Annotated in this window: 24 protein-coding genes and 1 tRNA gene; 23 read left to right on the forward strand and 2 right to left on the reverse strand. The window is 67.3% G+C overall.

Annotated elements, in window-relative coordinates:
• Positions 1-1,341: a phosphoglucosamine mutase gene (gene glmM / locus M0G41_RS13475; RefSeq protein ID WP_248210265.1), complete on the forward strand. Its 1,341-nt coding sequence runs from the start codon at positions 1-3 to the stop codon at positions 1,339-1,341.
• Positions 1,342-1,426: 85 nt separating this feature from the next.
• The gene (locus tag M0G41_RS13480; protein WP_248210266.1) at positions 1,427-2,362 is read left to right on the forward strand and encodes an isopenicillin N synthase family dioxygenase; all 936 of its coding nucleotides are present in this window, start codon (positions 1,427-1,429) and stop codon (positions 2,360-2,362) included.
• A 151-nt stretch (positions 2,363-2,513) separates the two neighbouring features.
• Here the strand turns inward: M0G41_RS13480 and M0G41_RS13485 are convergent, their stop codons facing one another.
• The gene (locus tag M0G41_RS13485) at positions 2,514-3,317 is read right to left on the reverse strand and encodes an SDR family NAD(P)-dependent oxidoreductase (RefSeq protein WP_248210267.1); all 804 of its coding nucleotides are present in this window, start codon (positions 3,315-3,317) and stop codon (positions 2,514-2,516) included.
• A 102-nt stretch (positions 3,318-3,419) separates the two neighbouring features.
• Between M0G41_RS13485 and M0G41_RS13490 the strand changes: the two genes are divergently transcribed.
• The 21 genes from M0G41_RS13490 (at position 3,420) to nuoN (ending at position 24,471) form a co-directional block, all read left to right on the forward strand.
• The gene (locus M0G41_RS13490; protein ID WP_248210268.1) at positions 3,420-4,064 is read left to right on the forward strand and encodes a methylamine utilization protein; all 645 of its coding nucleotides are present in this window, start codon (positions 3,420-3,422) and stop codon (positions 4,062-4,064) included.
• A 70-nt stretch (positions 4,065-4,134) separates the two neighbouring features.
• Entirely contained in the window at positions 4,135-6,468 is a 2,334-nt protein-coding gene (locus tag M0G41_RS13495; protein ID WP_248210269.1) for a putative bifunctional diguanylate cyclase/phosphodiesterase, read from the forward strand.
• The gene (locus tag M0G41_RS13500) at positions 6,465-7,352 is read left to right on the forward strand and encodes a DUF3034 family protein (RefSeq protein ID WP_425511254.1); all 888 of its coding nucleotides are present in this window, start codon (positions 6,465-6,467) and stop codon (positions 7,350-7,352) included. The genes M0G41_RS13495 and M0G41_RS13500 overlap by 4 nt, the downstream gene beginning before the upstream one ends.
• The gene (locus tag M0G41_RS13505) at positions 7,349-7,780 is read left to right on the forward strand and encodes a group I truncated hemoglobin (protein ID WP_248210270.1); all 432 of its coding nucleotides are present in this window, start codon (positions 7,349-7,351) and stop codon (positions 7,778-7,780) included. The genes M0G41_RS13500 and M0G41_RS13505 overlap by 4 nt, the downstream gene beginning before the upstream one ends.
• A 401-nt stretch (positions 7,781-8,181) precedes the next feature.
• Positions 8,182-8,943, forward strand: a complete 762-nt coding sequence (gene tpiA, locus M0G41_RS13510) for a triose-phosphate isomerase (RefSeq protein ID WP_248210271.1) — start codon at positions 8,182-8,184, stop codon at positions 8,941-8,943.
• Positions 8,944-8,948: 5 nt separating this feature from the next.
• Positions 8,949-9,404, forward strand: a complete 456-nt coding sequence (gene secG / locus M0G41_RS13515) for a preprotein translocase subunit SecG (RefSeq protein ID WP_248210272.1) — start codon at positions 8,949-8,951, stop codon at positions 9,402-9,404.
• A gap of 81 nt (positions 9,405-9,485) precedes the next feature.
• A tRNA-Leu gene (locus M0G41_RS13520) sits at positions 9,486-9,570 on the forward strand.
• 103 nt (positions 9,571-9,673) lie between these two features.
• On the forward strand, positions 9,674-10,030 hold the full coding sequence (locus M0G41_RS13525) for an NADH-quinone oxidoreductase subunit A (RefSeq protein WP_248210274.1): 357 nt from the start codon (positions 9,674-9,676) through the stop codon (positions 10,028-10,030).
• A 3-nt stretch (positions 10,031-10,033) separates the two neighbouring features.
• Positions 10,034-10,576, forward strand: a complete 543-nt coding sequence (locus M0G41_RS13530; protein ID WP_248210276.1) for a NuoB/complex I 20 kDa subunit family protein — start codon at positions 10,034-10,036, stop codon at positions 10,574-10,576.
• 28 nt (positions 10,577-10,604) lie between these two features.
• On the forward strand, positions 10,605-11,321 hold the full coding sequence (locus M0G41_RS13535; protein WP_248210277.1) for an NADH-quinone oxidoreductase subunit C: 717 nt from the start codon (positions 10,605-10,607) through the stop codon (positions 11,319-11,321).
• A gap of 3 nt (positions 11,322-11,324) precedes the next feature.
• The gene (locus M0G41_RS13540; protein WP_248210279.1) at positions 11,325-12,578 is read left to right on the forward strand and encodes an NADH-quinone oxidoreductase subunit D; all 1,254 of its coding nucleotides are present in this window, start codon (positions 11,325-11,327) and stop codon (positions 12,576-12,578) included.
• Between the two features lie 121 nt (positions 12,579-12,699).
• Complete coding sequence (gene nuoE / locus M0G41_RS13545) at positions 12,700-13,227, forward strand: NADH-quinone oxidoreductase subunit NuoE (RefSeq protein ID WP_248210282.1); 528 nt, start codon at positions 12,700-12,702, stop codon at positions 13,225-13,227.
• An 8-nt stretch (positions 13,228-13,235) separates the two neighbouring features.
• Positions 13,236-14,561 carry an NADH-quinone oxidoreductase subunit NuoF gene (gene nuoF, locus M0G41_RS13550; RefSeq protein WP_248210284.1) on the forward strand — a complete coding sequence of 442 codons (1,326 nt, stop codon included), beginning with the start codon at positions 13,236-13,238 and terminating at the stop codon, positions 14,559-14,561.
• On the forward strand, positions 14,558-16,885 hold the full coding sequence (gene nuoG / locus M0G41_RS13555; protein WP_248210285.1) for an NADH-quinone oxidoreductase subunit NuoG: 2,328 nt from the start codon (positions 14,558-14,560) through the stop codon (positions 16,883-16,885). The genes nuoF and nuoG overlap by 4 nt, the downstream gene beginning before the upstream one ends.
• A 3-nt stretch (positions 16,886-16,888) precedes the next feature.
• Positions 16,889-17,905: an NADH-quinone oxidoreductase subunit NuoH gene (gene nuoH / locus M0G41_RS13560; RefSeq protein ID WP_248210287.1), complete on the forward strand. Its 1,017-nt coding sequence runs from the start codon at positions 16,889-16,891 to the stop codon at positions 17,903-17,905.
• Positions 17,906-17,911: 6 nt separating this feature from the next.
• Positions 17,912-18,400, forward strand: coding sequence for an NADH-quinone oxidoreductase subunit NuoI (gene nuoI / locus M0G41_RS13565; protein ID WP_248210288.1), 489 nt, complete (start codon positions 17,912-17,914; stop codon positions 18,398-18,400).
• A gap of 55 nt (positions 18,401-18,455) precedes the next feature.
• Positions 18,456-19,067, forward strand: coding sequence for an NADH-quinone oxidoreductase subunit J (locus M0G41_RS13570; RefSeq protein WP_248210289.1), 612 nt, complete (start codon positions 18,456-18,458; stop codon positions 19,065-19,067).
• Positions 19,064-19,369: an NADH-quinone oxidoreductase subunit NuoK gene (gene nuoK, locus M0G41_RS13575; RefSeq protein WP_248210290.1), complete on the forward strand. Its 306-nt coding sequence runs from the start codon at positions 19,064-19,066 to the stop codon at positions 19,367-19,369. Before M0G41_RS13570 ends, nuoK begins: the two co-directional genes overlap by 4 nt.
• A gap of 35 nt (positions 19,370-19,404) precedes the next feature.
• On the forward strand, positions 19,405-21,471 hold the full coding sequence (gene nuoL / locus M0G41_RS13580) for an NADH-quinone oxidoreductase subunit L (protein ID WP_248210437.1): 2,067 nt from the start codon (positions 19,405-19,407) through the stop codon (positions 21,469-21,471).
• A gap of 30 nt (positions 21,472-21,501) precedes the next feature.
• Positions 21,502-23,016, forward strand: coding sequence for an NADH-quinone oxidoreductase subunit M (locus M0G41_RS13585; RefSeq protein ID WP_248210291.1), 1,515 nt, complete (start codon positions 21,502-21,504; stop codon positions 23,014-23,016).
• 15 nt (positions 23,017-23,031) lie between these two features.
• The gene (gene nuoN, locus M0G41_RS13590) at positions 23,032-24,471 is read left to right on the forward strand and encodes an NADH-quinone oxidoreductase subunit NuoN (protein WP_425511255.1); all 1,440 of its coding nucleotides are present in this window, start codon (positions 23,032-23,034) and stop codon (positions 24,469-24,471) included.
• Between the two features lie 591 nt (positions 24,472-25,062).
• Here the strand turns inward: nuoN and M0G41_RS13595 are convergent.
• Positions 25,063-26,016, reverse strand: a complete 954-nt coding sequence (locus M0G41_RS13595) for a DMT family transporter (protein ID WP_248210296.1) — start codon at positions 26,014-26,016, stop codon at positions 25,063-25,065.
• Positions 26,017-26,018 lie beyond the last annotated feature (2 nt).

Consider the following 26,018-nt stretch of genomic DNA (forward strand, 5'->3'; position numbering starts at 1 on the left):
ATGGCGAGGCGGTACTTCGGCACCGACGGCATCCGCGGTCGGGTCGGCGACGGCGTGATCAATCCCGAGTTCATGCTGCGCCTGGGCAATGCGCTCGGTCGCGTGCTGTCGGCCGAAGGACGTCCGCATCCCAGCGTGGTGATCGGCAAGGACACGCGGATCTCCGGCTACATGTTCGAATCGGCCCTGGAGGCGGGCCTGGTCGCGGCCGGTGCCCACGTGCGCCTGCTCGGCCCGATGCCGACGCCTGCGGTCGCCCAGCTGACCCGTTCGCTGCGGGCCGATGCCGGCATCGTGATCAGCGCGTCGCACAATCCGCACGAGGACAACGGCATCAAGCTGTTCTCGGCGCGCGGCGAGAAGCTCGACGACGCCACCGAGCTGGCCATCGAGGAAGCGCTGGACTCGCCGCTGGCCACCCGCGGCTCCGAACACCTCGGCAAGGCGAGCCGGATCGAGGACGCCGCCGCCCGCTACGTCGAGTTTTGCAAGGCGTCGGTACCCTCTGACCTGTCCCTGCACGGCCTGCGCATCGCCCTCGATTGCGCGCACGGCGCCACCTACCACGTCGCGCCGAGGGTCTTCCGTGAGCTGGGCGCCGAGGTCGATGCAATCGGCGTCGCGCCGGACGGGCTGAACATCAATCGCGAGGTCGGCTCGACTTCGCCGGCGGCCTTGTCCCGTCACGTACTGGCCAGCGGCGCCGACGTCGGCATCGCCTTCGACGGCGACGGCGACCGGGTGCAGATGGTCGACCGCCTCGGCAACCTGGTCGACGGCGATGCGCTGCTCTACGTGCTGGCCAGCGCGTGGAAGCGCAGTGGCCGGCTGAAGGGCCCCGTGGTCGGTACCCTGATGACCAACTTCGGGCTGGAGCAGGCCCTGGGCGTGCAGGGCATCGAGTTCCGCCGGGTCAAGGTCGGTGACCGCTACGTCCACCAGGCTCTGGTCGCGGAAGGCGGCATCCTCGGGGGTGAGACCTCGGGCCACGTGCTGTGCCTGGACCGCGCTTCGACCGGTGATGGCATTGTCGCCGCGCTGCAGGTGATGGAAGTGCTGGCGCAGCGGGGCCTGGGCCTGCGTGAGGCGCTGGAGGGGCTGCATACGGTTCCGCAGAAGACGGTCAACCTGAAGCTCGCGCCCGGCAGCAAGCCGCTCGAGGCAGAATGCGTGAAGCGCGAGCTGGCCTACGCCCAGTCCCAGCTGGAGGGGCGGGGCAGGGTGGTGCTGCGGCCCTCGGGCACCGAGCCCGTGGTCCGGGTGACCGTTGAGGCCGATGACGCCGCGGTCATGCAGCAGATTCTCGACCGCCTGTCCGAGGCGGTACGCGCCGCCGCCTGAGCCGCAGCGGCGGGGGAAGTTCCCATCGCGCGTGGGTCACGCGGGCCCTACAATGGCCGGTCTGAATTCTTCCCGGATCCGCCCGATGCACCGCATTCCCACCCTCGACATCCGTCGCTTCGACTCCGACCGAACGGCCTTCGTCGCCGAGATCGGCGCTGCCTACCGGGAATGGGGCTTCTGCGGAATCAGCCACCACGGCATCCCGACCGCGACCATCGACGCCGCCTACCAGGCGTTCAAGGCGTTCTTCGCCCTGCCTGACGAGGTCAAGCGCCGCTACCACCTGCCCGGTACCGGCGGCGCCCGCGGCTACACGCCGTTCGGCATCGAGACCGCCAAGGATTCGAAGTTCCCCGACCTGAAGGAGTTCTGGCATGTCGGCCGGGAGATCCCGCGGGATTCGAAGTACGCGGACGTGATGCCGGCCAACGTCTGGCCCGAGGAGATCGACGGTTTCCGCAAGGCCGCGCTCGATCTCTACAACGCGCTGGACGGACTCGGCTCCCGCGTGCTCAGCGCACTGGCCCTGCACATCGGCCTCGCCGAGGACTACTTCGCCGACAAGACCGACTTCGGCAATTCGATCCTGCGCCCGATCCACTACCCGCCGATCACCGCGCCCGACATTCCCAATGTGCGCGCAGGCGCCCACGAGGACATCAACCTGATCACCCTGCTGGTCGGTGCCAGCTCGGCCGGCCTCGAGGTGCGCTCGACCCAGGGCGAGTGGGTGCCCTTCACCGCGGACGGCGACACCATCGTGGTCAATATCGGCGACATGCTGCAGCGCCTGACCAATCACGTGTATCCGTCGACCACCCACCGGGTCACCAATCCCCCGGGCGACGCCGCGCGCCAGCCGCGCTACTCGACGCCGTTCTTCCTGCACCCGAACCCGGATTTCATGATCGAGACGCTGCCCTCCTGCATCAGCGCCGACAATCCGAACCGCTACCCGCAGCCGATCAGCTCGCACGAGTACCTGCTCGAGCGGCTGCGCGAGATCAAGCTGATCTGAGGGCTCAGGGGCTAGGGGCTAGGGCTCAGAAGAGCGGGATGACGCGAAGACGTGGCTCTATGCTTCTTTCCTGAGCCCCAGGCCCTGAGCCCTAGCCCCTAGTTTCTGAGCCCTGAGCCCTGAGCCCTAGTCCCTGAGCCCTACGCCCTCCTCACAACTTCCTGAAATCCTTCGAGCGCTTGGCGACCAGCTTCAGGGCCATGCGGTCGGGCATCAGCGCGGTGAGGGTCTTGATCACCCGATTCACCTTGCCGGGCACCCAGACGATCTCGCCGCGCTCCCAGGCGTCGAGGCCCTCGCGGACGACGTCTTCGGCCTGCATCCACATGTAGTCCGGCATCTTCGATACCTGGTCGCGGGTGCCGGTGACGTCGTGGAACTCCGAGTAGGTGAAGCCCGGGCACAGGGCGCAGACGCGCATGCCATGTTCGGCGTTCTCCAGCGCCAGCGACTGCGAGAACTTGATCATGAAGCTCTTCGCCGCCGCGTACAGCGTGTGCCCGGCGGAGCCCGGCACGTGGCCGGCCAGCGAGGCCACGTTGATGACGCCGCCGGCGTTGCGCTGCAGCTGCGGCAGGAAGCGCCAGCTCAGCTCGCAGACCGCGGTGATCATGATCTGCAGGAAGCGGGCGTGAGTCTCCCAGTCGACCGAGCCGTAGGTCCCGGGCACGCCGTAGCCGGCGTTGTTGACCAGCAACCCGACCTCGATGCCTTGCTCGGCCACGGCGTCGAGCAGCTGCGTCGGCGCCTCGGGGTCTTCCAGATCGGCCACCAGTACCCTGCAGTCGACCTGCTTGGACAGCTCTTCACGCAGGGCTTCCAGGCGGTCGGCGCGCCGGGCGGTGAGGATCAGGGGATGTCCCCGGCGGGCCAGCTCGCGGGCCAGGGCCGCGCCGATGCCTGCCGAGGCTCCGGTGACCAGCGCGTGGCCGCGCGCTTCGACTGCTGCGTGCATGGAGATCTCCTCGGCGTCGTCATGAATGCGCCGCTATGATGGCCGACGACAGCCTGGCTGGACAGCGACATGCGTGAAGCGGCCCGAAGGTGGGTGACAGGGATGATCGGTGCAGCGGCCTGCTGGGCGGGGGGCGCCGGCGCTGCCGAGCTTGTCGTCAGCCTGCGCGCCGCCGATGGGCCGGTGGCCCACGCGGTGGTCGAATTGCTCGAGCCGGGCGCGCCTGCGCCCACGCCGAGTCCTGCGGTCATGGATCAGGTGAACTCCGAGTTCGTCCCGCGCCAGCTGATCGTCACGCGCGGCTCGCCGGTGAGCTTTCCCAACAGCGACAGCACCCGGCACCAGGTCTACTCGTTCTCGGCTGCCAAGCGCTTCGAGCTGCCCCTGTACGCGGGTACGCCGCCCGACCCTGTGGTGTTCGACAAGGCCGGACTGGTCACGCTGGGCTGCAACATCCACGACGCCATGATCGGATTCATCGTCGTCGTCGAAACGGAGCGTTACGCGGTCAGCAACGCGGAGGGCGTGGCGCGTCTGGCCGACCTGCCGGCGGGCGCCTACCGCCTGCGGATCTGGCACGAGCGCCAGGCCGGTGAGCCGCTCCTGCATTCCGTGGAGCTGCCGGAGGATGCGCAGGAATCAGTGAGCCTTGAGCTGTCCCTCAAGCCGCCGCGCCCGCCGCGCGGTGACGAGCGCCTGCGCGCCCTGCAGGAGCGTTTTCGGGCTCTGGACCGTGAGCGCGACTGAGCCGGGTCCCGCCCCCGCACCGCGACCCCTGCGTGGCCGCGGTCGGTTCGCGCGACGCGTGGTGCTGTCCATGCTGGCGATCATCGTCAGCTTCCAGATCACGGTGCTGGTTGCGACGCGCTACGCCGTATCGACCGCGGTGGACCAGCAGCTTCACCGGCAGCTGGAGGTGGGCAGCCGGGTCTGGGCACAGTCCCACGGCGCGCAGCTTGTTCAGCTCACCGAGCGTCTGCTGGTGCTGGCCGATGATTTCGGGTTCAAACAGGCGGTGGCGACCGAAGACCCGCCGACCCTCCGTTCGGTCCTGGCCAACCAGACCGAGCGGCTGGGTGCGCAGTACGGGCTGCTGTTGGATGCCGAGGGAATGACCACGGCGAGCCACCTGCCTGACGGCGCCGAACTCCGCGACGCTGACCTGGGTCTGGCGCTGGAGGCGGCGCGCCAGCAGGGCTTTGCGGCGGGCGTGCTCGCCTTGTCCGGACGGCCGATCCGCTACGCCCTGGCGCCGGTGTTTGCGCCCGATCTGGTCGGCTGGGTCGCGGTCGGGGAGGAGATGGGGCGGGAGTCACTGGGGCGCTTCGAATCGATCACCGGCCTGGATGCCGCCCTGGCGCTCGGCTCGGACTGCCGGGTCGTGGCGCAGTCTCCCGCGCTTGCCGCCTTCGATTCGCCGCAGGGATTCTGCGCCACCCTTTCCTCGGCCGACAGCGACCACGAATGGGCACAGATGGAGGGGCTGGCCGGCCGTGCCCTGCGCGCGGAACGGCTGACCCGCGACGGCTCGGCGCCGGTCTGGTTGCTGATGAGCAGCGCTCGCGAGCAGGCTCTGCAGCCCTTCGCCGGACTGCAGAGCCGCGCGCTGTGGCTGGGCCTGCTCGCGGCCCTGATCACCCTCGCGGTCGCCAGCTGGATCGGGACCCGGGTGTCGCGGCCGGTGGCTCAGCTGGCCGATGCCGCGACACGCATGCGCCAGGGCGACTACGAGGCCCCGGTCGAGGCGCGCGGCGACGATGAGATCGGCCAGCTGGCCCGGGCCTTCACCCGCATGCAGAGGGCGATCGGCGAGCGCGAGCGGCGCATCCTTCACCAGGCCACCCATGATGGACTGACCGACCTGCCCAACCGCGACCAGGCGCTGCACCGGCTGACCCTGGCGATGGAAGCCAAGGACGGTGCGGTCGCGCACGGCGCCGTCGTCCGGGTCGACATCCGCCGTTTTCGCGAGGTGAACAACCTGCTTGGGCAGGCCTTCGGCGACGAGGTGCTGGTGCGCTGTGCCGAACGCCTCAAGGGCGCTGTCCGCGGTCAGGATCTGGTCGCGAGGGTCGGCAGCAACGAGTTCCTGCTGCTGATGTACGGGATCGGTGCCGACGATGCGCAGGCGCGGGTCGAGCGGCTGGTCGCGGCGATGAAGGCGCCGCTGGTGCTGAGCCGGACCGAGCTGGCGCTGGATGTCTACGTCGGAGTCGCGCTGTTTCCCGAGGACGCCATCGATGCCGCCCAGCTGCTGCGCCGGTCGGATATCGCGCTCGGCGCCGCCAAGCGGGGCGGGCAGGTCATCTCGTTCTATCAGAAGGGCAGCGAGGAGGCGCACCTTCGCCGGCTGCGTCTGATCGGCGACCTGCGCCATGCCGAATCGCGCGGTGAACTGCAGCTGGTCTTCCAGCCGCAGATGGCCGTTCTCGACGAGCGCCCCGTGCACGCAGAGGCCCTGCTGCGCTGGCGGCACCCCGAGCTTGGCTTCGTGCCGCCGGACGAGTTCGTCGCCCTGGCCGAACACGCCGGCCTGATTCCCTCGATCACCCGCTTCGTGATCGGCCGCGCCCTGCAGCAGCTCGACGACTGGCGCCTCCGCGGCATCGACTGCGGGGTGGCGATCAACCTGTCGGCGCTCGACCTCTCCCGACAGGATCTGCCCGAGACGGTGCTCGGTCTGATCTCGAAGTACCGCATCGCCCCGGAGTTGCTGGTCATCGAGGTGACCGAGAGCGCGATGATGCAGGATCTCGAGCAGTCGATCGCGACCCTGCACAAGCTGCGCTCGGCCGGCATTCCGATCGCCGTTGACGACTTCGGCACCGGCCAGTCGACCCTGGCCCAGCTCAAGCGGCTGCCGGTCGACCAGCTGAAGATCGACAAGAGTTTTGTCATGGCCCTGCGTGCCGGCACCGATGATGAGCGCATCGTCAGCTCCATCGTCCAGCTGGCCCACGCCCTCGCCCTGGTGGTTGTCGCCGAGGGTGTGGAAACAGAAGAAGGCCTGGAGGTCCTGCGCCGACAGGGTTGTGAGCTGGCCCAGGGGTATCTTCACTCGCGCCCGCTGGAGCCCGAGGAGTTCGCCCGCTGGTGGGGCGAGCGGCGGCGCAAGGAGCGGGTGGCCGCGCACGGCGAGGCGCAGCGGTGAGCGGGCGCTGGCAAGGTCGCGTCGCGGCCGCGCTGCTGCTCGGCCTGCTCGTTGCCGGGGCGCCTTGCGCCGAAGGCCGGGCCGGGCAGGGTGGGCGACTGCTGGCCACCGGAGGTGCCTCGGTCTTCGAGGGCGGTGCCGGCGGCGGCATCGTGCCCTGGGCGGTGATCGCTGGCTACGGCAGCGAGGGTCAGTGGGGAGGCAGCGCCTTCGCTACCCGCGCGGTCACCGGCGATTACGAGCTGGAAGCCCGCGGACTGGCGTTCGGCTGGAGCAACCGGCTGGAGCTGGGAGTCGCCCGCCAGCGGCTTGCCCTGCCGACGCTCGCCGCCTCACTCGACCTGCCCATTGATCGGTTCCGCCAGGACGTGTACTCGGCCAAGCTGCGCCTTGCTGGCGATCTGGTCTACTCGCCCTGGCCACAGCTTTCGCTGATCGCCCAGCACAAGCGACAGCGAGATTTCGCCGTGCCCGTCCTGGTCGGTGCCCGCGACGACACCGACACTGACTGGCTGCTCGCCGCCAGCAAGCTCTGGCTGGGCGGCGCCGGTGGCTACAACCTGCTTGGCCATCTCAACCTGCGGTCGACCCGCGCCAACCAGGCCGGGCTGCTGGGATTCGGCGGGGATCGCCGGAACGGCCGCAGCCTGGTCTGGGAGGGCTCGCTCGCCATCCTGCTCGACCGCCACTGGGCGCTGGGCTATGAGTACCGGCAGAAGCCGGACAACCTTGGATTCGCACGCGAACAGGCCTGGCAGGACGCCTTCATCGCCTGGTTTCCGAACAAGCGGGTGGCCGTGGTGGCGGCCTGGGCCGATCTTGGCGACGTGGCCAGCCTGCGCGACCAGCGTGGCTGGTACCTTTCGCTGCAGGTAAGTCGGTGATCCGGCCTGCCGTCTGCCTCCTTCTGGCCTGCCTGCTGGCGGCCTGCGCCGGGCTGCCGCAGCCGGCCAGCGATGATGGCCTGTACCGCCAGTTGGGGGGGCGGGAGGGGATCTCGGCCATCGTCGAGGAAATGCTGGTCCGGCTGGTGGAGGATGAGCGCATCGCCCACCACTTCGCCCAGACCGACATCATCCAGCTGCATGAGCGGCTCGTTGAACAGTTCTGCGTCGAAGCCGGTGGGCCATGCACCTACCGGGGCCTGTCGATGGAGGACGCCCACATCGGCCTTGATCTGACCGAGGCCGATTTCAACGCCCTGGTCGAGGACCTGGTCGATGCCATGGAGGCGCTCGAGGTGCCGACCCGGGCCCAGAACCGGCTCCTGAGGCGGCTGGCGCCGATGCGGCCGCAGATCATCCACCGCTAGCCCGGACATTTCACGAGGTCGCCATGACTCGCTCTGCATCTGGCGTCTGGCAGCGGGTTCACGTGACCTTTTGCTCCGAACACTTTGCGCCGAAGCGATCCACGGCTGGCGCGGCCCTCGCTTGTCCCTGGCGCCGATCGCCGCGTTGCTCTTCGCCCAGGTGGGCCCGCCACCTGGACTCGTCGCGCCTTCCGCTCGGCGCTACCTGCCTCTGCCGGGGCGTTCGCGGCGGGCTGAACAGTCCACTGGACTGTTCAAGGCGCCCTTGCTCACCCTGCGCGATCATCCGCCCCCTCATGAAATGTCCGGGCTAGGCGCGCGGGTCACGCCGCGGCGCAGCATTGCTGCGGGCGGGTCAGGCCGGTATCCTCGCGCGCCTTCGACCGCGGGAGGAACCACGCATGCGTAAGCCGATCGTCGCCGGTAACTGGAAGATGCACGGCACGCTTGAGAGCGCGCGCTCGCTGGCCGCGGAAGTGGCCGCCGCCGCGGGCTCGACGACGGGCGTCGAGGTCGTCGTCATTCCGCCCTTCGTGCATCTGCATGCGGTGCGCAACGCGCTCGGCGAGTCCGCCGTGCAGCTTGGTGCCCAGGACGTCTCGCCGCGCGAGGAGGGTGCGCATACCGGCGAAGTCTCGACCCGCATGCTGCGCGACATCGGCTGCCGCTATGTGCTCTGCGGTCACTCCGAGCGACGCCAGTACCAGGCCGAGAGCAACGAGCTGGTGGCACAGAAGTTCATGGCCGCGCGTCGTGCCGGTCTGCTGCCGGTGCTCTGCGTGGGTGAATCGTTCGAGGAGCGCGAGCGCGGCGAGACCGAGCAGGTGCTCCGCGCCCAGCTCGATCCCGTGCTGCGCCTGGGTGGCCCGGCCACCTTCGAGAAGGCGCTGCTGGCCTATGAGCCGCGCTGGGCGATCGGTACCGGCAAGACCGCCTCGCCGGAGCAGGCGCAGGACGTACATCGTTTTCTCCGTAGCGAAGTTGCCGCGTTCAGTGCTACGATTGCGGACTTGCTTCCGGTGCTTTACGGCGGAAGCGTCAAGGCCGCCAACGCCGCCGAGCTGTTTTCCCAGCCGGACGTCGATGGCGGGTTGATTGGCGGAGCCTCACTGATCGCCACGGAATTCATGGGCATCGTCGCTGCGGCGGCGGGCCGGACCTGATTGAAATGCTGCTGACCTTCGCAAACATCCTCTATGTTCTCGTCGCCGCGGGCATGATCGTGCTGATCCTGCTTCAGCGCGGCGCGGGTGCCGCGGCCGGTTCCGGCTTCGGCGGTGGCGCCTCGGCGACCGTGTTCGGTGCCCGCGGCTCGGCCAATTTCCTGTCCAAGTCGACTGCCGTGCTGGCCACGCTGTTCTTCGTGATCAGCATGGGCATGGCGATGTACGCCAGCCGGATGGCCAACCTCGGCCCGGCCACCGACGACCTCGGCGTCATGGGTGCCCTGCCCGCGGCGGCCGAAGTGCCGAGCGCTCCGGTCGACCCGGCGCCTGCCAGCAGTGAACTGCCGGCCGCGAATGAAGTCGCGCCGCCCGCCGCCAACGACGGCGAGGTGCCGGTGGCTGCCGAGCCTGCCGCGGGCGCGGTGGAGAACGAGGCGGAGAGCGAAAAAAGCGAGTAACGGAGTCTCCTCGGCAGGTTCCTCCCCTGCTACAATTTCGAGCCTCGGTTGGCCGCCCTCGGCCAGCATCGAAAAGACAATGCCCAGATGGTGGAATTGGTAGACACGCTATCTTGAGGGGGTAGTGGCGCAAGCTGTGTGGGTTCGAGTCCCACTCTGGGCACCAAGCTTGACAGGGATCTCGCATCGGATCCTGTTTAATACGCTAACCGGGCCGTCCTCGGCGGCCGCATGGAAGCGCCCGTCAGGGTGCGGGAGGCTTCAACCCCGTGTTGGCTGAGTATCTTCCAGTCCTGCTGTTCCTGATCGTCGCAACGGCCATCGGCGTGGTCCTGCTGACCGTAGGCACCGTCTTCGGTCCCAAGCGGCCGGATGCCGAGAAGCTGTCTCCGTACGAGTGCGGCTTCGAGGCCTTCGAGGACGCGCGCATGAAGTTCGACGTGCGCTACTACCTCGTCGCCATCCTCTTCATCATCTTCGATCTCGAGATCGCGTTCCTGTTCCCCTGGGCGCTGGTGTTCCGCGAGATCGGTATGACCGCCATCATCGCCATGACCATCTTCCTCGGCATCCTCGTCGTCGGGTTCGCCTACGAGTGGAAGAAGGGCGCGCTGGAGTGGGAGTGAGCCATGGGCATCGCGCAGTTCTTCAATAATCCGGAGCCGATCGGTCGCGTCGACGACATCCTCCGTCCCGAGGGCGACAACCCGCTGCTTGAGCGCGGCTTCGTCACCACCTCGGTCGACACCCTGCTGAACTGGGCGCGCACCGGTTCGATGTGGCCGATGACCTTCGGCCTTGCCTGCTGCGCGGTCGAGATGATGCACGCCGGCGCCTCGCGCCTGGACCTCGACCGCTACGGCGTCGTCTTCCGACCAAGCCCGCGCCAGTCTGACGTGATGATCGTCGCCGGCACCCTGGTCAACAAGATGGCCCCCGCGCTGCGCAAGGTCTACGACCAGATGCCCGACCCCAAGTGGGTGATCTCGATGGGCAGCTGCGCCAATGGCGGCGGCTACTACCACTACTCATACGCGGTGGTCCGCGGCTGCGACCGGATCGTTCCGGTCGACGTGTACGTGCCGGGCTGCCCGCCGACTGCCGAGGCCCTGGTCTACGGCATCCTCCAGTTGCAGAAGAAGATCCGGCGGACCAACACCATCGCCCGCTGATTGCGCCAGTTCCGGGATAGCCATCGCCATGCCTGACACCTCCACGGCCCTGTCCGACCGCTTGCGGGCCCGACTGGGCGACAAGCTGCAGACCCTTCGCGCCGAGCACGGTGAGGTCACCATCGAGGTGGGCTCCGATAACTGGCTCGAGGTCGCCCGTCTGCTTCGCGACGACGCCGAGCTGCGTTTCGACACCTGCGTCGACCTTTGCGGCGTCGACTATCTCGGCTTCGGCCAGGACGAGTGGGACACCGACGACGTCTCCGATGAAGGCTTTTCGCGCGGCATCGAGGGCGCAGGTCCGGGCCGATTCACCTGGGAAGAGCGGCCGCGTCCGGCTTCGGACCCACGTCGCTTTGCGGTGGTCATCCATCTGCTGTCGGTCGAGCTGAACCAGCGCCTGCGCGTGCGCACCTTCTGCGCCGATGACTCGCTGCCGGTGGTGGCCTCGCTGACCGAGATCTGGCCCGGCCTGAACTGGTTCGAGCGCGAGGCCTTCGACCTGTTCGGCATCGTCTTCGAGGGTCATCCGGACCTGCGCCGCATCCTCACTGACTACGGCTTCGTCGGGCATCCGTTCCGCAAGGACTTCCCGCTGATCGGCAACGTCGAGGTCCGCTTCGATGCCGAAAAGGGCAGGGTGGTCTACGAGCCGGTCACCTCGGTGGAACCCCGCGTGCTGGTGCCCCGCGTGGTCCGCGAGGACTCGCGCTACCAGCAGTCGCGCGCCGAGCAGGGAAGCTGAGCCATGCAGGAAATCCGCAACTACACGCTTAACTTCGGCCCGCAGCACCCGGCAGCGCATGGCGTGCTGCGCCTGGTGCTGGAGATGGACGGCGAGACGGTGCAGCGTGCCGACCCGCACGTCGGCCTGCTGCACCGTGGCACCGAGAAGCTGGCCGAGTCCAAGCCCTACAACCAGTCGATCGGCTACATGGACCGCCTCGACTACGTCTCGATGATGTGCAACGAGCACGCCTACGTGCGCGCCATCGAGAACCTGCTCGGCCTCGAGGTGCCGGAGCGGGCGCTGTGGATCCGCACCCTGTTCGACGAGATCACCCGCATTCTCAACCATCTGATGTGGGTGGGCACCAACGGCCTCGATCTCGGCGCGATGGCGATGTTCCTGTACGCCTTCCGCGAGCGCGAGGAGCTGATGGACTGCTACGAGGCGGTCTCCGGCGCCCGCATGCACGCGACCTACTACCGCCCCGGTGGCGTCTACCGCGACCTGCCCGACCGCATGCCGCAGTACCGCGAGTCGCCCTGGCGCAAGGGCAAGGAGCTGCAGCGCATCAATGCCTGGCGCGAGGGCTCGATGCTCGACTTCCTTGATGCCTTCTGCGCCGACTTCCCCAAGCGCGTCGACGAGTACGAGACCCTGCTCACCGACAACCGCATCTGGAAGCAGCGCACCGTCGGCATCGGCGTGATCCCGCCGGAGCAGGCCAAGGCCTGGGGCATGACCGGCCCGATGCTGCGCGGTTCGGGCGTGGCCTGGGACCTGCGCAAGAAGCAGCCCTACGCCAAGTACGCCGAGGTCGATTTCGACATTCCGGTGGGCGTCAATGGCGACTGCTACGACCGTTATCTCGTGCGCGTCGAGGAAATGCGCCAGTCGGTGCGGATCATGAAGCAGTGCGTCGATTGGCTGCGCGCCAACCCCGGCCCGGTCATGCCGAAGAATTTCAAGATCGTCCCGCCCTCCCGCGAGGAGATGAAGGACGACATGGAAGCGCTGATCCACCACTTCAAGCTGTTCACCGAGGGCTACAGCGTCCCCGCCGGCGAGACCTATGCCGCGGTGGAGGCGCCCAAGGGCGAATTCGGCGTGTACATGATCTCAGACGGCGCCAACAAGCCGTTCCGCGTCAAGCTGCGCGCCCCGGGCTTCGCCCACCTGTCCTCGATGGACGAGATCGTCCGCGGCCACATGCTGTCCGACGTGGTGGCGATGATCGGTACCTACGACATCGTCTTCGGGGAGATCGATCGGTGAACTGCCGTGATCGGTCATTCGTGATTCGTGATTCGCTGCGCCAGCCCGGCTCGCGTCGAAAATGCGGCACGGATGCTCTTTCGAATCACGAATCACGAATCACGAATCACAGGCTCGATGCATGAAAGCCACAGGCAACTTCGAAGCAGTCAAGGACGTCGACCCGCAGGCGGTGCTCAGCGAGCACACCCGCGAGCACATCGACCACTGGGTGGCCAAGTTCCCGCCCGAGCGCAAGCGCTCGGCAGTCATCCAGGGCCTGTTCGCGGCGCAGGAGCAGAACCACGGCCACCTGACCGATGAGCTGATCGCCGCGGTGGCCAAGTACCTCGACCTGCCGCCGGTCTGGGCCTACGAGGTGGCGACCTTCTACTCGATGTTCGAGACCCGCGAGGTCGGCCGCAACAACGTGGCCATCTGCACCAACATCTCCTGCTGGCTGAACGGCGCCGAGGACATCGTGCGCCACTGCGAGAAGAAGCTCGGCATCAAGCTTGGCGAGAGCAGCGCCGACGGCCGGGTCTACCTCAAGCGCGAGGAAGAGTGCCTGGCCGCCTGCTGCGGCGCGCCGATGATGGTGGTCAATGGGCATTACCACGAGAAGCTGACGACCGACGAGGTCGACCGCATTCTCGACGGATTGAAGTGAGGTCACAGATGGCAGTCGGTCCCGCCCCGCAGGAACACAACGTCGTCTACACCACGCTCCACTTCGACAAGCCGTGGAGCTACGAGAACTATCTCAAGGCCGGCGGCTACCAGGCCTGGCGCAAGATCCTGTCCGAGAAGATCTCGCAGGAAGACGTCATCAACATGGTCAAGACCTCGGGCCTGCGCGGCCGCGGCGGTGCAGGCTTCCCGGCTGGCCTGAAATGGAGCTTCATGCCGCGCAATGCGCCCGGGCAGAAGTACGTGCTGTGCAATTCCGATGAGTCCGAGCCTGGCACCTGCAAGGACCGCGACATCCTGCGCTACAACCCGCACTCGGTCATCGAGGGCATGGCGATCGCCTGCTACGCGATGGGCTCGACCGTGGGCTATAACTACCTGCGCGGCGAGTTCCACCACGAGCCCTTCGAGCACTTCGAGGAGGCGCTCAAGGAGGCCTATGCCAATGGCTGGCTGGGCAAGGACATCCTCGGCAGCGGCGTCGATGTCGACCTGTACACCGCGCTCGGCGCGGGCGCGTACATCTGCGGTGAGGAAACCGCGCTGATGGAGTCGCTGGAGGGCAAGAAGGGCCAGCCGCGCTACAAGCCGCCCTTCCCGGCCAATTTCGGCCTCTATGGCCGGCCGACCACGATCAACAACACCGAGACCTTCGCCTCGGTGCCGGCGATCATCCGCAACGGTGCCGAGTGGTTCCTCGGCCTTGGCAAGCCGAACAACGGCGGGCCAAAGGTGTTCAGCGTCTCCGGTCACGTCAACAACCCGGGCAACTTCGAGGTCCGCCTCGGCACGCCGTTCAGCGAACTGCTGGAAATGGCCGGCGGCGTGCGCGGTGGACGCAAGCTGAAGGCGGTGATCCCGGGTGGTTCCTCGATGCCGGTGCTTCCGGGCGACACCATGATGGGCCTGACCATGGACTACGACTCGCTGCAGAAGGCGGGCTCCGGCCTCGGCTCCGGCGCGGTGATCGTCATGGACGAGACCACCTGCATGGTTCGCGCCTGCCGTCGCATCTCGCAGTTCTACTACAAGGAAAGCTGCGGCCAGTGCACGCCATGCCGCGAGGGCACCGGCTGGATGTACCGTGTCCTGTCGCGCATCTGCGAGCACAAGGCGACCCTTGAGGACCTCACCCTGCTCAAGGCCGCGGCCGGGCAGATCGAGGGCCACACCATCTGCGCCTTCGGCGAGGCCGCCGCCTGGCCGGTGCAGGGCTTCCTGCGCCACTACTGGGCGGAGTTCGAGTACGCCATCGTCAACAAGCGCTTCCTGGTCGATGACCAGGCGGCCGGCAACGTGAAGGAGGCGGCGTGAGCGCGCAGCCCAGCACCCCGAGTACCCCGCCTGACCACGTCAATATCGAGATCGACGGCGTGGCGATGACCGCGCCCAAGGGCTCGATGGTCATCCAGGCCGCGGACAAGGCCGGCATCGCCATCCCGCGCTTCTGCTACCACGAGAAGCTGCCGATCGCGGCCAATTGCCGCATGTGCCTGGTCGACGTCGAAAAGGCGCCCAAGCCGATGCCCGCCTGCGCCACGCCGGTGATGGAGGGGATGAAGGTCTACACGCAGTCCAAGCGGGCGCTGGATTCGCAGCGCAACGTGATGGAATTCCTGCTGATCAACCATCCGCTGGACTGCCCGATCTGCGACCAGGGTGGCGAGTGCGAGCTGCAGGACGTGGCCATGGGCTACGGCCGCTCGGTCAGCCGCTTCGTCGAGCGCAAGCGCGTGGTACCCGACGAGGACATCGGTCCGCTGGTCGCCACCGACATGACCCGCTGCATCCACTGCACCCGCTGCGTGCGCTTCTCGACCGAGATCGCCGGCACGATGGAGCTGGGCGGCATGGGCCGCGGCGAGAACCTGTCGATCGGCACCTACATCGGCAAGTCGATCGAAAGCGAACTGTCCGGCAACCTGATCGACGTCTGCCCCGTCGGCGCGCTGACCAACAAGCCGTTCCGCTTCCGCGCCCGCGCCTGGGAACTGACCGCCCGCGAGGGCATCGGCAGCCATGACGCGCTGGGCTCGAACCTCTTCATGCACGTGCGCCGCGGCGAAGTGCTGCGCGTCGTGCCCCGCGCCAACGAGTCGATCAACGAGAGCTGGCTGGCCGATCGTGACCGCTACGCGCACTGGGGCCTGAAGTCCGAGGACCGCCTGAGCGTCCCGATGATCCGCAATGGCGAGGGCTGGCGCGAGGCGAGCTGGAGCGAGGCCCTGGCTGCCGCCGCCGAGGCGCTGAAGAAGGTGCCGGCCGCGAATCTCGGCATGCTGGTCCATCCGGGGACCTCGAACGAGGAAGGCCGCCTGCTGGCGGCGCTTGCCAAGGGCCTGGGCTGCGCCAACCTCGACCACCGGCTGCAGCTGGCCGACTTCAGCGACGGCGCCGTGGCCAAGGCTTTCGAGGCCAGCCTCGAGGACGTCGAGCAGTCGGACTGCATCCTGGTCATCGGCGGCAACCCGCGCCGCGAGGCGCCGATCCTCGGCCACCGCGTGCGCAAGGCCTGGAAGCAGGGCGCCAAGGTCATCCACATCGATGCGCTGGACGAGAACCTCAACGTCGAACTGGCGCACAAGCTGATCCGCGATCCGCAGGGCCTGGTCGACGCGCTGCTGGCGCTGGGCCACGGCCTCGGCGAGGACGGCAAGCAGTCGCCGCCGGCGGGCCTGGCTGCGGCGCTCGGCGACGCCCGGGCCGATGAGTCGACGAAGGCCATTGCCGAGACCCTGCGCAAGGCGCAGCGGCCGGTGGTCCTGCTCGGCGAGCTCTGCCTCAACCACGCCCAGGGCAGCTGGCTGCGCCAGGCCGCCCGTCACGTGGCGAACTGCCTCGGCGCGCCGCTCAACCAGCTCTGGGCCGGCTCCAATGCACTCGGTCTGGTGGGTGAGGGCGTTCTGCCCGCCGCCCGCGACGCCGCCGACATGGCCGACAAGGGCTGCGAGGCCTTCCTCCTGTACGGCATCGAGCCGGACCTCGACGGCTCGCACGCCGCGGCCCTGATGAAGTCGCTGGCCTCGGCCCAGCAGGTGGTGGCCTTCACCGCCTTCGCCGGCGAGGCGATCCGCTCGGTGGCCAAGGTGCTGCTGCCGATCGCCGCCGCCGAGGAGATGGCCGCGAACTACACCAATGCGCTCGGCAAGACCCAGCGCACCCAGGCCGGCGCCAAGGCGCCTGGCGAGGCCCGCGAGGGCTGGAAGGTGCTGCGCGCGCTGGGTGAGGTCCTGCAGGTGCCGGGCTTCGATTTCCTCAGCCCGGAGGGGCTTGAGACGGTCGGCGCGCCGGCGCAGGGCGAGCGCGAGCTGCCCAAGCGGGCGCAACAGGGCGAGGGTCTGGTGCGCATCGCCAGCACCGGCATCTACCGCTGCGACGCCAGCGTGCGCCGAGCGGCGCCGCTGCAGTCCCACCCGCTCAATCGGGCCGCGCAGGTGCGCATGCATCCCGAGGATGCGCTGGCCCGGGGCCTGTCCGCCGGCGGCATCGTCAAGCTCGACGACGGCCGCGGCAAGGCCAGCCTGCCGCTGGCGGTGGATGCCGCGGTCGCCCGCGGAGCGATCTGGATCGAGAACGTGGATGCCGCCACCGCGGCGCTGGCCGGAACCGGCCATACGCTGACCCTGGCCAAGGCCTGACGCATGGATACGCTGCTTCTACTCGCCTGGACCCTGCTGAAGATTCTCGCGGTCACCGTGCCGCTGATTCTCTGCGTGGCCTTCTACACGCTGTGGGAACGCAAGGTCATCGGCTGGATGCACGTCCGCCACGGGCCGATGCACGTCGGTGCCGGCATCCTCCAGCCCTTCGCCGATGTCTTCAAACTCCTGTTCAAGGAGGTGCTGGTCCCGACCAATTCCAGCCCCTTCCTGTTCCGCCTCGCACCGATCCTGGCCCTGGCTCCGGCGTTTGCCGCCTGGGCGGTGGTGCCGTTCGAGGACGGCATCGTGCTCTCCAATGCCAATGCCGGTCTGCTCTACCTGCTGGCCATGACCTCGATGGGCGTCTACGGCGTGATCCTTGCCGGTTGGGCCTCCAACTCGAAGTACGCCTTCCTCGGTGCGCTGCGCTCGGCGGCCCAGGTGGTCAGCTACGAGATTGCCATGGGCTTTGCCCTGGTCGGCGTGCTGGCTGCGGCGGGCTCGCTGAACCTGACCGAGATCGTCAACGCGCAGGCCGGTGACGCCGGCTTCTTCGAGTGGTTCTGGCTGCCGCTGTTCCCGCTGTTCATCATCTACTTCATCTCCGGCGTGGCGGAAACCAACCGCGCGCCCTTCGACGTCGCCGAAGGCGAGTCGGAGATCGTCGCCGGCTTCCACGTCGAGTATTCGGGCGCGACCTTCGCGCTGTTCTTCCTCGCCGAATACGCCAACATGATCCTGATCAGCTTCCTCTCGGCGCTGCTGTTCATGGGCGGCTGGCTGAGCCCGTTCCAGGGCTGGGGCCTCGGCTTCCTGTCCGAGAGCGGCGTGTGGTGGCTGTTCGCCAAGGCGTTCTTCTTCGCCTTCTTCTTCCTGTGGTTCCGCGCGACCTTCCCGCGCTACCGCTACGACCAGATCATGCGCCTGGGCTGGAAGGTGTTCATTCCGATCACCATCGTCTGGATTCTCGTCGTGGCGCTGTTCGCCCACTACCGCTGGTTTGAGATTGGGGTCTGATCCGTCATGAGTAGGGTTGTTGGCTATCTGCGATCGCTGCTGCTGCTGGAGCTGCTCCAGGGCATGGTGCTCACCTGGCGCTACCTGTGGGCGCCGAAGTACACCATGCGCTATCCAATGGAGAAGATCCCGCAGTCGCATCGCTTCCGCGGCCTGCATGCGCTGCGCCGTTATCCAAACGGTGAAGAGCGCTGCATTGCCTGCAAGCTCTGCGAGGCGGTCTGTCCGGCGCTGGCCATCACCATCGATTCCGAGCCGCGCGCGGATGGCACCCGGCGCACGACGCGCTACGACATCGACCTGTTCAAGTGCATCTACTGCGGCTTCTGCGAAGAGAGCTGCCCGGTGGACTCGATCGTCGAGACCCATGTCCACGAGTATCACTTCGAGAAGCGCGGCGAGAACGTGGTGAACAAGCTGCAGCTGCTCGCGATCGGGGACCGGCTCGAGGCCGAAATTGCCGAGCGCAAGGCCCTGGACGCGGCCTACCGCTGATCCCTTCATGCGGCGGTAGGCCAATCGGCCCCGCCACCAACGGATGTAGAGAGCGATGGATTTTTCACTGCTGGCCTTCTACGTGTTCGCCGGAGTCGCCGCCCTAGCAGGCTTGGGCGTAGTCACCGTGCGCAACGCGGTCCATGCCGCCCTGCTGCTGGTGCTGACCTTCTTCTCGGTGGCCTGCATCTGGCTGCTGGCCGAGGCCGAGTTCCTCGCCATCGCCCTGGTTCTGGTCTACGTGGGCGCGGTGATGGTGCTGTTCCTGTTCGTGGTCATGATGCTGGACATCAAGCCGGGCACGGGACGTGAGGGCGTGGCCCGCCATCTGCCGGTCGCCATCGCCATCGCCATCGTGATGGCGCTGGAGATGCTGGCCCTGATCGGCGTCCAGCGGGTCGAGCAGGTGTTCGGCAGCACCGACCCCGCGGCCGCCGCCGGGGGCAACACCAAGTGGCTGGGCATGGCGCTGTTCACCGACTACCTGTACCCGTTCGAGATCGCCGCGGTGATCCTGACCGTGGCCATCATCGCCGCGATCATGCTGACCCTGCGCCGGCGGGCCAACACCAAGCACCAGGACCCGGCACGCCAGGTGATGGTGCGCCGCGAGGACCGCGTGCGCATCGTCAAGATGGATGCCGAGAGCAAGGGGGGCGAGCAATGATCAGCCTGGGTCACTATCTGGCGCTCGGCGCCGTGCTGTTCTGCATCAGCGTGCTCGGCATCGTGATGAACCGGCGCAACGTGATCATTCTGCTGATGGCCATCGAACTGATGCTGCTGTCGGTCAACATCAACTTCATCGGCTTCTCGCGCTACCTCGGTGACGTGGGCGGGCAGGTTTTCGTGTTCTTCATTCTCACCGTCGCGGCGGCCGAGGCGGCCATCGGCCTGGCCATCCTGGTCACGCTGTTCCGCAACCGCGGCACGATCAACGTCGGTGAGCTGGATTCGATGAAGGGTTGACGGCAAGCGCCGTCGAAGCTGCAGGTTTTTCGGGGATTCTCATGGCGATTGAACAATCGACCCTGCTGGTGATCGCGCTGGCGCCGCTGTTTGGCGCCATCGTCGCCGGCCTGTTCGGCAGGCAGGTCGGGCGAACCGGCGCACACACCGTCACCATCCTGGGCGTCGCGGTGTCCTGCGCGCTGTCGATGAAGGTGCTCTACGACCTGGTCTGGGGCGGCGCGCCGATCTTCAACCAGAACGTCTACACCTGGTTCCAGATCGGCGAGTACTCGGCCCACGTCGGCTTCCTGGTCGATCGCCTGACCGCGATGATGATGGTGGTGGTCACCTTCGTGTCCCTGCTGGTGCACGTCTACACCATCGGCTACATGCACGAGGATCCCGGCTACCAGCGCTTCTTCAGCTACATCTCGCTGTTCACCTTCTCGATGTTGATGCTCGTCATGAGCAACAACTTCATGCAGCTGTTCTTCGGTTGGGAGGCGGTGGGGCTCGTGTCCTACCTGCTGATCGGCTTCTGGTACAAGCGCCCCAGCGCGATCTTCGCCAACCTCAAGGCCTTCCTGGTCAACCGGGTCGGCGACTTCGGCTTCCTGCTGGGTATCGCCGGCGTGCTGTACTGGCTTGGCACCCTCGACTACGCCGAGGCCTTTGCCGCCGCGCCGTCGATCGCTGACGCCACCTTCTCGCCCTGGGGCACGGTGATGTGGTCGGTGCCGACCTTCATCTGCATCTGTCTGTTCATCGGCGCCATGGGCAAGTCGGCGCAGGTGCCGTTGCACGTCTGGCTGCCGGACTCGATGGAAGGCCCGACTCCGATTTCGGCGCTGATCCACGCCGCGACCATGGTCACCGCGGGCATCTTCATGGTCGCCCGCATGTCGCCCCTATTCGAGATGAGCGAGACGGCGCTCAGCTTCGTGCTCTTCATCGGCGCGACCACGGCCTTCTTCACCGGCCTGATCGGCATCGTGCAGAACGACATCAAGCGCGTGGTGGCCTACTCGACGCTGTCGCAGCTCGGCTACATGACCGTGGCGCTCGGCGTGTCGGCCTATGCCGGGGCGGTCTACCACCTGATGACCCACGCCTTCTTCAAGGCCCTGTTGTTCCTGGCTGCAGGCAGCGTGATCATCGGCATGCATCACGAGCAGGACATGCGCCGCATGGGCGGCCTGCGCAAGTACATGCCGATCACCTGGATCACCTCGGTGATCGGCACGCTGGCCCTGGTCGGCACGCCGTTCTTCTCCGGCTACTACTCGAAGGACAGCATCATCATCGCCACCGAGGTGGCTGCCGAAACCGGCGGCTGGGTGCAGCAGTATGCGATGTGGGCCGTTCTGCTCGGCGTCTTCGTCACCAGCTTCTACAGCTTCCGCCTGCTCTATCTGACCTTCCACGGCGAGGAGCGCTTCCGCCACGCGCCGGCGCATGGTCACGATGACCACGCCCATGACAACCATGGCCACGGCCATGACGACCACGGCGCGCACGAACCGCACGAGTCGCCCTGGGTGGTGACCCTGCCGCTGGTGCTGCTGGCGATCCCCTCGATCGCGATCGGCTTCTTCACCGTCGGCCCGATGCTGTTCGGTGACTTCTTCAGCGGCGCGATCTTTGTCAACGAGGTCAACAACACGCTGGCCGGCGTCGCCGACAAGGTCTGGCACGACGAGAACGGCTGGATGTCGGCGGCGGTGGGCTTCGGTCTGCACTTCTGGGCCTCGCCCGTGTTCTGGCTGGCCTTCGCAGGCTTTGCCTCGGCCACCTGGATCTACCTGTTCCAGCCGTCGATCGCCGAGCGCAGCCGCAAGGCGCTGGCGCCGATCGTGCGCGTGCTGGAGAACAAGTACGGCTTCGACGACCTGTACCAGGCCCTGTTTGCCGGCGGCAGCCTCAAGCTTGGCCGCGCCTTCTGGCGCGGCGGCGATGCGGCGGTGATCGACGGCGTCATGGTCGATGGCACGGCCTCGCTGGTCGACCGCATCGCCGCGATCGTGCGCCACGTGCAGTCGGGCTATCTCTACCACTACGCGCTGGCGATGATCGTCGGCCTCGTCGCGCTGCTTGGCGTGCTGATTCTCTCGCTGGGCTGACCCGGCACCTGCAGGATAAGGATGTTGTCCATGGCTTCGAGTTGGCCTCTACTCAGTCTGCTGATCTGGGTGCCGGTGCTGGGCGGCGCGGCAACGCTGCTGTTCGGCCCGAACAGGGCGGCGGCCGCCAAGAGCTTTGCGCTGCTGGTCTCGATCCTGGTGTTTCTGCTCAGCCTGCCGCTGTACACGGGTTTTGACGCCAGTTCGGCGGCCATGCAGTTCGTCGAGAACAAGGCATGGATCCCGGCGCTGGATATCTTCTACGCCCTGGGCGTTGACGGCATCTCGGTCGCGCTGATCATGCTGACGACCTTCACCACCGTGCTGGTCGTGGTCCTTGCCTGGGGGTCGGTGACCGACCGGGTTCACCAGTACCTGGCTGCCTTCCTGATCCTGGAGGGCATGATGGTCGGCGTGTTCGCGGCCATGGACGCGATGCTGTTCTACGTGTTCTTCGAGGGCATGCTGATCCCGATGTTCATCATCATCGGCGTCTGGGGCGGCCAGCGGCGCGTCTACGCGGCGATCAAGTTCTTCCTCTACACCTTCCTCGGCTCGGTGTTCATGCTGGTCGGGCTGGTCTACCTGTACCTGAAGGGCGGCAGCTTCCAGCTGGCCGATCTCTACACGCTGAAGCTCGGCGCGACCGAGCAGATGTGGCTGTTCTTCGCCTTCCTGCTGGCCTTTGCGGTCAAGGTGCCGATGTTCCCCGTGCACACCTGGCTTCCCGACGCCCACGTCGAGGCGCCGACCGGTGGCTCGGTGGTGCTGGCGGCGATCATGCTGAAGATCGGCGGTTACGGCTTCATCCGCTTCTCCCTGCCGATCGTCCCGGATGCCGGGCAGGAGTGGGCCTGGCTGGTGATCGCGCTGTCGCTGATCGCCGTGGTCTATGTCGGCCTGGTCGCGCTGGTGCAGGAGGACATGAAGAAGCTGATCGCCTATTCGTCGATCTCGCACATGGGCTTTGTCACCCTGGGCTGCTTCATCGCCTTCGCCCTGATCCGCGAGTCCGGCCGCACCGACGCCGCCGAGCTCGGCCTGCAGGGCGCGATGGTCCAGATGATCTCGCACGGCTTCATCTCCGGCGCGATGTTCTCCTGTGTCGGCGTGATCTATGACCGCATGCACACCCGGCGGATCGCCGACTACGGTGGCGTGGTCAACACCATGCCCTGCTTCGCGGCCTTCTTCGTCCTGTTCGGCATGGCCAACTCCGGTCTTCCCGGCACCTCGGGCTTCGTTGGCGAGTTCATGGTCATCCTGGCGGCCTTCCAGGCCAACCCGTGGCTGGCCGCGCTGGCCGGACTGACCCTGGTGATCGGCGCCGCCTACACGCTGTGGCTGGTCAAGCGGGTCGTTTTCGGTGAGGTGGCCAACCCGAATGTCGCCCAGCTGACCGATCTCAACGCCCGCGAGGCCATCGTGCTGGCAACGTTTGCGGCGGCGGTGCTGGCCTTCGGCATCTACCCGAAGCCGCTGACCGACCTCATGGATGCCTCCGTGGCGCAACTGGCGGCGCAACTCGCCGTGTCCAAGCTGTAAGGGATGACTTCCGCGATGAATGCCGCCGACCTGGCCCCGCTGCTTCCAGAAATCTTCCTGCTCAGCGCGACCTGCGCCCTGCTGCTGATCGACCTGTTCATCAGCGAATCGCGCCGCGGGCTGACCCACTTCCTGTCGCTCGCGGTGCTCGCCTCGACCGCGGCCCTGCTGGTGCGTGCGCCGTCCGAGGTCAGCGTGACCGCCTTCGGCGGCATGTTCATCCGCGACGGCGTGGCCGATGCGCTGAAACTGTTCATCATCGTGGTCAGCGCGGCCTCCATCGTCTACGCCAAGGCCTATCTTCAGGAGCGCAAGCTGTTCCGCGGCGAGTTCCACGTCCTGGTGCTGTTTGCCGTCCTCGGCATGATGGTGCTGGTCTCGGCGGGCAACCTCGTGACCGTCTACCTCGGCCTTGAGCTGCTGGCGCTGTCGTCATACGCCCTGGTTGCCATCGACCGGGACAACAAGCGCGCCTCCGAAGCGGCGATGAAGTACTTCGTCCTCGGTTCGCTGGCCTCGGGCATGCTGCTCTACGGCATGAGCATGATCTACGGCGCCACCGGCAGCCTGGACATTGCCAGCATCCGTTTCGCTTCGCTGGAACTTGATGCCCAGCAGACGCTGTTCCTGCTCGGTGTGGTGTTCGTTCTGGTCGGCATCGCCTTCAAGTTCGGCGCCGCGCCCTTCCACATGTGGCTGCCTGACGTCTACCAGGGCGCGCCGACCGCGATCACGCTGTTCATCGGCTCGGCGCCCAAGCTCGCCGCCTTCGGCATGGCCTACCGCCTGCTCGACGGCGCGGCCGGCGGCATCGAGGCCGATTGGCGCACCCTGATCGCCTGGCTGGCGGTGGCTTCGCTGGCCATCGGCAACGTGATCGCGATCGCCCAGACCAACCTCAAGCGCATGCTGGCCTACTCGACGATCTCGCATGTCGGGTTCCTGTTCCTTGGCCTTGCCAACGGCACCGCGGTCGGATTCTCGGCGGCGATGTTCTACGCCATCTGCTACGCGATCATGGCCGCGGGCGCCTTCGCCGGCATCCTGCTGCTGGCCCGCAAGGGCTTCGAGGCCGAGGAGATCAGCGACTTCGCCGGCCTCGGCAAGCGCCATCCGATGTACGCCGCCTGCGTCATGTTGCTGATGGGGTCGATGGCCGGCCTGCCGCCGCTGCTCGGCTTCTGGGCCAAGCTCGCCGTCATCCGCGCCGCCGTCGACGCCGACATGATCTGGCTTGCCATCACCGCCGTGGTCTTCGCCGTGATCGGTGCCTACTACTACATCCGGGTGATCAAGGTCATGTTCTTCGACCCGCCCGCCGACGGCGTCGAGGCCGAGCCCTCGGCTGACGTCCAGCTGCGTTGGCTGTTCACCATCAACGCCGCGCTGATGCTGGTACTCGGTGTGTTCTCCGGCCCGCTGCTGGCCTGGTGCGAGCGCAGCCTCGGAGTCTGAGAGAAGGCTCGATCCGGGCGCATCCTCAACGTCCGCCCAGGCCCGTCAAGTGGCGGGATTCCTGCAGGAGCGCCCTTCAGCGCCACCGCGGACGGTCGCTCCGGCCGCAGTCCGCGGCAGACCCGCGGCGTTGCGGTCGCGGGCGAGCCCGCTCATACCCGCCGCTTCGTTGGGAGGCTGGCGAAGGCGCACGGTTCGGGCGCAAAGCAGACCTTCCGCAAAACCCGAATGTAGGAGCCAGCTTGCTGGCGATCGTCCCTTCCGGGGCGCCTATCGCCAGCAAGCTGGCTCCTACGTGCGACGGCGTTGCCAGGCCCGGTCTGCGCCGCCAAGTAGGCCTTGCCGCAGTCAAATTGTGGGAGTGTCCAGGGGCGCGACCGCAGCGCTACGGATTCACCACAGACCGCGGCCAGAGCGGATTTCCGCGGTCGCGCCCAAGGGCGCTCCCACAGTCGGGCTCGTTGCGCGTCGGCGAAGCCCCATAGGGTGTGCCTTGGCGCACCGATACGGGCGTTTGGAAGGTATGCCCGGTGCGGCCAGCCGCACCCTATGGATGTCCGCTTCGCGCCCGAAACGGCCTCTCGCCGCGCGCTAATCCAGCGTCTTGCTCTCGGCCACGGCGAGCATCTCGGGGCTTTCCGGCTGGCCGGTGGGACGGTGCAGCAGGGGATGCAGGAAGACGCCGGCGACGACGATGGCGGCGCCGGCGTAGAAGGTCCACTGCACTTCCTGCTGCTCGCCGAAGATCAGGGCGGCGAGGGCGATGGCGTAGATCGGCTCGAGGTTGACCGCCAACTGGGCGGAAAACGCGCTGAGCTGGCGCAGCGCGACCAGGGAAAGGGCGAAGGGCAGCAGGGTGCAGCCGAAGGCGAGCAGGGCGAGCCAGAGCCAGTCCTGCTGCCCGGGCAGGGTCCAGGGCGCCACGCCGGCCTGCTCGGGGAGCAGCAGGGCGAGCAGGGGGGCAAGGAGGGTCAGGGCGGCGGTGCCGGCGCCCAGTTCGATGCTGGTGACCGCCAGCGGATCGGCATGTTCGACCAGCAGCTTGTTGAGGCTGCCGAAGATCGCCACCAGCAGGGCCGAGAGCACACCGATCAATACCCCGTACCACATGGCATCAGGGATGCCGCCAACCACCAGGGCCACGCCCGGCAGCATGGTGACGCCGAGCAGCAGATCGCGCCAGGCGATGCCGCGGCGCTGCATCAGCGGCTCGACCACGGCCAGGAAGACCGGGCCCAGGGCGATGCAGGTGGCGGCCACCGAGGCATTGGCCAGCTTGATCGCGGCATAGAAGGTCACCCAGTGCAGGGCGACCAGTACGCCGATTCCGGCATAGGCCAGCAGCAGGCGTGTCTGCAGGGCGCGGATCGCGCGGACCACCCGCGGCAGCAGCAGCAGGGCCACGCTGACCAGGAGCATCCGCCACCAGACCAGGGGCAGGGCGGCAAGGCTGATCAGCTTGCCGAGGATGGCGGTAAAGCCCCACAGCAGCACGCAGAAGTGGATCTGGAAGAAGGCGCGGCGCCGCGCGGCATCGGCGTGCATGG

It is taken from the genome of Pseudomarimonas salicorniae (genome assembly GCF_023156535.1).
Classification (GTDB): Bacteria; Pseudomonadota; Gammaproteobacteria; order Xanthomonadales; family Xanthomonadaceae; genus Pseudomarimonas; species Pseudomarimonas salicorniae.